Origin of the sequence: Herminiimonas sp. (assembly GCF_030645555.1) — a bacterium.
In the GTDB taxonomy this organism is placed as follows: Bacteria; Pseudomonadota; Gammaproteobacteria; order Burkholderiales; family Burkholderiaceae_D; genus Oxalicibacterium.
This window is the reverse complement of the sequence record NZ_JAUSME010000223.1, coordinates 1-6406: the sequence shown is the minus strand read 5'-3', so window position 1 is coordinate 6406 and position 6406 is coordinate 1. Positions and strand designations below refer to the sequence as shown.

Sequence of the window (6406 nt, the reverse complement as noted above, 5' to 3'; positions counted from 1 at the left end):
GAAGAGATGCATGGCGCCGATGACTTCTGGATCGCGATGCGTGAGCAGAGCAATGAATTCTTTACGCAATCGAATGTGCTGTGGCGTCTGTCGCTGCCATCGACCGCAACGCCTGTAGCGCTGGCTGGCGAACAGTTGATTGAATGGGGCGGTGCGCAGCGCTGGTTGCGCTCTGACGCAACGGCTGCAGTCGTGCGCGCGGCAGCGCTCAAGGCGGGTGGCCATGCAACGCTGTTCCGCGGTGGCGACAAGGATGTTGGCGTGTTCCAGCCACTGGCGCCTGCAGTCGGCCGTATCCACCAGAACTTGAAAAACACGTTTGATCCTGCAGGCATATTCAATCCGGGGCGCATGTATGCGTCGTATTAGTCTTTACGCATCCCTTTTTGCGCCTGCGGCCTCGACCGTGCAGCAACGACTAGACAGAAAATTGTAGGACTCCATGCAAACCAACTTAGCAGATTTCATCAAAGACACGCGCGAAGGCAGGGAAGCGGATGCGATTTTGCGCAGCTGTGTCCATTGCGGCTTCTGTACCGCGACCTGCCCGACCTATCAATTGCTGGGCGATGAACTCGACGGCCCGCGCGGTCGTATCTATCTGATCAAGCAAGTGCTGGAAGGCAAAGAGGCCACGGCCAAAACGCAATTGCATCTGGATCGTTGCCTGACTTGCCGCAATTGTGAAACGACTTGTCCATCCGGCGTGCAGTATGGCCGCCTGATCGATATCGGCCGCAAGGTGGTGGCAGACCAGGTGTCTTATCCGCTGCCGCAGAAGCTGGTGCGCACCGCGCTGAAGGAAGTGTTGACGCGCAAATGGTTGTTTACCCCTGCGATGAAGACAGGGCAGCTGTTCCGTCCACTCCTGCCGAAGTCGCTGCAAAACAAGGTGCCGGCCAGGCAGGACGCCGGCGTATGGCCGACGCGCGTGCATGCACGCAAGATGGTGTTGCTCGATGGTTGCGTGCAGCCAGCGATGGGGCCGAATATCAATGCGGCAACCGCACGCGTATTCGATGCGCTGGGCGTGCAACTGGTGATTGCACCCAAGGCAGGTTGCTGCGGTGCGATCCGCCATCATTTGAATGATCATGAAGGTGCGCTGGACGATATGCGGCGCAATATCGATGCATGGTGGCCGCTGGCCGAGGCGGGTGCGGAAGCGATCGTGATGACCGCGTCCGGCTGCGGTGCAACGGTCAAGGACTATGGCCATTTGCTGGCGCATGATCCAGTGTATGCAGAAAAAGCGCAGCGCATTTCCGATCTGACCAAAGACTTGAGTGAAATCCTGCCGGCCTTTGAAGCTGAACTGGAAGGGACGCTGAAAGGAAAAATCAGCAAGCGCGTGGTTTATCATCCGCCTTGCACCCTGCAGCACGGTCAGCAAATCCGTGGCAAGGTCGAAGGCGTGTTGCGCGCCGCCGGTGTGGATGTGCAGTTATGTGCGGACAGTCATTTGTGCTGCGGCTCTGCCGGCACATATTCGGTGCTGCAATCCAGTCTGTCGTATCAGTTGCGCGACAATAAGCTGGCCAATTTGCAGGCAACCAAGCCCGACATGATCGTCTCGGCCAACATCGGTTGCCTGACGCATTTGCAGTCCGGTACCGATACGCCAGTCAAGCACTGGATAGAATTGATAGACCACGCCTTGTCCGCTTGAACCGGATCAGCCAATAAAAAACGCCGGGGTGCAGTTCATTCCCCGGCGTTTTTTATTGGACTCAGATATTTCATTCAGCCAGCAGCGTATTGATATCGGTGATCAGGCTTTGCGGGCTGGTTTGCGGCGCATAGCGCTTGTACACAGTACCGTCCTTGCGGATCAGGAATTTGGTGAAATTCCATTTGATCTTTTCGCTGCCTAGCAGGCCGGGTGCAGCCTGCCGTAGATATTTGAAGAGCGGATCGGCGTGGTCGCCATTGACTTTTATTTTCGCAAACAGCGGAAATGACACGCCATAATTGCTTTCGCAGAATGAGCTGATTTCTTCTGCATCCCGCGGTTCCTGATTGTGGAACTGGTCGCAGGGAAAACCCAGCACTTCGAGGCCGCGGCCGTGGAGCTGTTGATATACCGCTTCCAGTTTTTTGTATTGCGGTGTGAATACGCATTCACTGGCAGTATTGACGATCAACAATACCTTGCCGCGATATTGCGCCAGGTCTATCGGTTTGCCCGCCAGATTGCTGGCGGTGAAATCGTAAACCTTGGTCACACGATGCCCAGATGCTCGGTGCCCTTGCTCAAATCGCGATGTTGCGCTTCCTTGCCATGCAGTTTGATCGACAGCCGCAAGTCATTGACCGAGTCGGCATTGCGCAATGCATCTTCGTATGAAATTTTCCCTGCCTCGTACAAATCGAATAGCGCCTGATCGAAAGTCTGCATGCCGAGCTCGCGCGACTTCTTCATGATTTCCTTGATTTCATGCACGTCGCCCTTGAAGATCAAGTCGGAAATCAGCGGTGAATTCAACATGATCTCGACGGCGACGCAGCGGCCCTTGGTATCCTTGAGCGGAATCAGGCGTTGCGAAATCATCGCTTTCAGATTCAGTGACAGGTCCATCAGCAATTGCTGGCGTCGCTCTTCAGGGAAGAAGTTGACGATGCGGTCGAGCGCCTGATTCGAACTGTTGGCATGCATGGTCGCCAGACAGAGATGACCTGTTTCGGCAAAGGCAATCGCATAATCCATCGTTTCACGATCGCGGATTTCACCGATGAAAATGACGTCGGGCGCCTGCCGCAGGGTATTCTTCAGCGCAATGCCCCAGCCTTCGGTATCGACGCCGATTTCACGTTGCGTGATGATGCAGTTCTTGTGTGGATGGACGTATTCGACCGGATCTTCGATCGTGATGATGTGACCGTAACTGTTTTCATTGCGATAGCCGAGCATCGCGGCGAGCGTGGTCGATTTGCCCGAGCCGGTGGCGCCGACCATGATGACCAGACCGCGTTTCGTCATCACGACATCTTTCAGCGATTCCGGTACGCCTATCTCTTCAATTTTCGGAATCGCAGTGGTGATGGTGCGCAAGACCATACCGACGCGACTTTGCTGCACGAATGCAGAAACGCGGAAACGGCCTATGCCGCCCGGGCTGATTGCGAAGTTGCATTCCTTGCTCGCCTCGAATTCCGCTGCCTGCTTGTCGCTCATGATTGCGCGCGCCAGTTCGACGGTGTGGGTGGCCGTGAGCGGCTGATTCGATACCTGCGTCATCTTGCCATCTATCTTGAAGGCAGGCGGGAAATCGGCGGTGATGAAAAGATCGGAGCCGTTCTTGCTGAGCATCAGGCGCAGCAAGTCGTACATGAATTTGGTAGCCTGATCGCGTTCCATGGTGATCCTTTTCTTATTCGATTCTGTCAGCCGTAAGTCTTAGGCGTTCTCTGCTCGCGTGTTCGATCTTGACGCGTGCAGCTTAAGCGGATACTCACCCCACCTTGCAGCGTGCAGGCTGCTCGGATTCTTGCTGCGCAAGGCATGCCTTGCGAAATCCCGCACTCATCCCGGGAAATTGTCTGGCGTCTTGGCTGCAGAGCGCGCTACCGCATTCGAAATCACATTGCGCTTGACCAGTTCGGTCAGGTTGCTGTCGAGCGTCTGCATGCCGACGTTGGCGCCGGTCTGGATCGCCGAATACATCTGTGCGATTTTCGCTTCGCGTATCAGGTTGCGTATCGCCGGTGTGCCGAGCATGATTTCATGGGCAGCGACGCGGCCGGTGCCATCCTTGGTCTTGAGCAGTGTTTGCGAGATGACGGCTTGCAGGGATTCTGACAGCATCGCACGCACCATTTCCTTTTCATCGCCGGGGAAGACGTCGATGATACGGTCTATGGTTTTTGCCGCAGACGAGGTATGCAGGGTGCCGAACACCAGATGGCCGGTTTCTGCCGCGGTCAGGGCAAGGCGTATCGTTTCCAGGTCACGCAATTCGCCAACCAGTACCACGTCCGGATCTTCGCGCAAGGCCGAGCGCAAGGCGTTTTCGAAGGAATGTGTATGCGGGCCGACTTCGCGCTGGTTGATCAGGCATTTTTTCGAATCGTGCACAAACTCGATAGGATCTTCTATCGTCAGTATGTGTGCATATTCATTTTCATTGACGTGATTGACCATCGCCGCCAGCGTGGTCGATTTACCGGAGCCGGTGGGACCGGTGACCAGGACCAGGCCGCGCGGCTTCAGGGAGAGGTCGGCAAAAATCTTGGGGGTGTGCAAATCTTCCAGGCTCAACACCTTGGAAGGAATAGTACGCAGCACGGCAGCCGCGCCGCGATCCTGGTTGAAGGCGTTGACGCGGAAGCGCGCCAGGCCGGGAATGGCAAATGAAAAATCGACTTCCAGTCTCTCTTCATACGCTTTGCGCTGGCCATCGTTCATGATGTCATAGATCATGCTATGTACATCCTTGTGATCCAGCGGCGGCAAATTGATGCGGCGTACGTCGCCATGCACGCGGATCATCGGTGGCAGGCCGGCTGATAAATGCAAATCGGATGCTTTATTCTTGACCGAGAACGCGAGTAGTTCTGAAATGTCCATTTATAATCCCTGAGCCTGCTTGATAAGAGGTAGAGCAAGAGTGCCAACATCCGATCGCGATACTGAAAGGTGTCGTGTCTGTTTAATAATGCTTTAAAGAACTTTGATTATGTCTGTAATACGTCAAAACTTGCAAGCTGTGCGTCAACGGATTACTACAGCTGCAGACAGCGCGCAACGCGACGTGCATGCGATAGACTTGCTGGCCGTCTCCAAGACCTTCGGTGCGGATGCCGTGATCGCGGCGGCTGAGGCCGGGCAGCGCGCCTTTGGTGAAAATTACCTGCAGGAAGCACTGGATAAAATCGCCGCAGTCCGCGCCACGCGCCCCGATCTGGCGCTGGAATGGCATTTCATCGGGCCTATCCAGAGCAACAAGACGCGACCGATTGCCGAACACTTCGACTGGGTGCATTCGGTCGACAGGGAAAAGATTGCGCAACGGCTTTCCGAGCAGCGTCCGGCGCACTTGCCGCCCTTGAATGTCTGCCTGCAAGTCAATATCAGCGGTGAAGCGAGCAAGAGCGGCGTATTGCCGGCCGATGCGCTGGCTGTGGCAAAAGCGATCGCCGCCTTGCCACGCCTGCGTTTGCGTGGCTTGATGGCGATACCCGAAGCCGAAGGCGATGAAGCGCAACAGCGCGCACCGTTTCGCCAGCTGCATGTATTGTTCGATCAATTGTGCGCAGCGGGCTTGCAACTGGATACACTTTCTATGGGCATGTCGGCCGACATGACGGCCGCGATTGCCGAAGGCGCTACTATCGTGCGGATAGGATCTGCAATATTTGGAACAAGGAATTATGCAAAATAATCTGAAAATAAGTTTTATCGGCGGCGGCAACATGGCTGCCGCGTTGATTGGCGGCCTGGCTGGAAAATTGACTGCCGCAGGCAATATCCATGTGGTCGACATCAATGTCGATGCGCTGGCCAGACTGCATGCGCAGTTCGGCGTGACGACGGCAACGCAGATCGATGCCACGCTGGCGGCCAGCGATGTCATCGTGCTGGCCGTCAAGCCGCAACAGATGAAAGATGTGGTGGCGCAGCTGGTGCCGCATATCAAGGCGCAATTGGTGCTGTCTATCGCCGCCGGCATACGTGCGTCGGATTTGTCGCGCTGGCTGCATGGGCACAATGCGATCGTGCGCACGATGCCGAATACGCCGGCATTAATAGGCAAGGGCATCACCGGCATGGTGGCAACCGCCGGTGTCAGCGACGTGCAGCGCGCGGCAGCCGATGCGATCTTGCGCGCAGTGGGAGACACGGTGTGGCTCGATGATGAAAAGCTGATCGATCCGGTGACCGCCGTATCCGGCAGCGGCCCGGCCTACGTGTTTTATTTTATCGAAGCGATGCAGCAAGCCGCGCAGGAAATGGGTTTGACTGCAGAGCAGGGCAATGCGCTGGCGATCTCCACCTTTGTCGGCGCGGCGCAACTGGCGGCGCAAGCCACCGATCCAGTCTCTGTATTGCGCGAGCGCGTGACATCGAAAGGCGGCACCACCTATGCGGCGCTGACCAGCATGGAAGAAAGTGGCGTCAAGCAGGCGATCATCACCGCGATGAAAGCGGCAGCGGCGCGCGGGCAAGCCTTGGGCGCAGAGTTCGGGCGCGATTGAGCGCTTGCTTCAAGCATGCACGCCAAGCGGGCAGTCGCTTGCCGGCGCGCGGATAGCCTCTCCCCTTAAAGCAGAACAGGCCGTATGTGCGCTAGCAACATACGACCTGTTCGCAAGTCATGACGACAGTTAATTACTGAAGATGATCTGCGCGATGATGCCGGTTGTGATGGCGATCAGGACGTAATCCGGTCCTGTCTGTACCCAATGA

Annotated in this window: 7 protein-coding genes and 1 pseudogene; 4 read left to right on the top strand and 4 right to left on the bottom strand. The window is 56.3% G+C overall.

The annotated features are described in order from the left end of the window. Positions 1-369 (top strand): annotated as a pseudogene (gene glcE / locus Q7T06_RS08775) (glycolate oxidase subunit GlcE); the annotation flags it as partial. Between the two features lie 73 nt (positions 370-442). Continuing rightward, on the top strand, positions 443-1669 hold the full coding sequence (gene glcF, locus Q7T06_RS08770) for a glycolate oxidase subunit GlcF (protein WP_304783586.1): 1227 nt from the start codon (positions 443-445) through the stop codon (positions 1667-1669). A gap of 70 nt (positions 1670-1739) precedes the next feature. On the opposite strand, the gene Q7T06_RS08765 is transcribed toward glcF, so the two are convergent. From Q7T06_RS08765 to Q7T06_RS08755, 3 genes are all read right to left on the bottom strand, one after another. Beyond that, positions 1740-2225, bottom strand: coding sequence for a glutathione peroxidase (locus Q7T06_RS08765; protein ID WP_304783583.1), 486 nt, complete (start codon positions 2223-2225; stop codon positions 1740-1742). Continuing rightward, positions 2222-3358 (bottom strand): PilT/PilU family type 4a pilus ATPase, encoded by a 1137-nt coding sequence (locus Q7T06_RS08760; protein WP_304783580.1) that lies wholly within the window; start codon positions 3356-3358, stop codon positions 2222-2224. The genes Q7T06_RS08765 and Q7T06_RS08760 overlap by 4 nt, the downstream gene beginning before the upstream one ends. 165 nt (positions 3359-3523) lie before the next feature. Beyond that, entirely contained in the window at positions 3524-4567 is a 1044-nt protein-coding gene (locus tag Q7T06_RS08755; protein WP_304783577.1) for a type IV pilus twitching motility protein PilT, read from the bottom strand. A 109-nt stretch (positions 4568-4676) separates the two neighbouring features. Between Q7T06_RS08755 and Q7T06_RS08750 the strand changes: the two genes are divergently transcribed. Both Q7T06_RS08750 and proC read left to right on the top strand, forming a co-directional pair. Further along, the gene (locus tag Q7T06_RS08750; protein ID WP_304783574.1) at positions 4677-5381 is read left to right on the top strand and encodes a YggS family pyridoxal phosphate-dependent enzyme; all 705 of its coding nucleotides are present in this window, start codon (positions 4677-4679) and stop codon (positions 5379-5381) included. Beyond that, positions 5371-6195: a pyrroline-5-carboxylate reductase gene (proC, locus tag Q7T06_RS08745; RefSeq protein WP_304783571.1), complete on the top strand. Its 825-nt coding sequence runs from the start codon at positions 5371-5373 to the stop codon at positions 6193-6195. Before Q7T06_RS08750 ends, proC begins: the two co-directional genes overlap by 11 nt. Before the next feature lie 129 nt (positions 6196-6324). On the opposite strand, the gene Q7T06_RS08740 is transcribed toward proC, so the two are convergent. After that, positions 6325-6406: RcnB family protein (locus tag Q7T06_RS08740; protein ID WP_304783589.1), on the bottom strand; the 82-nt coding region annotated here is incomplete at its 5' end.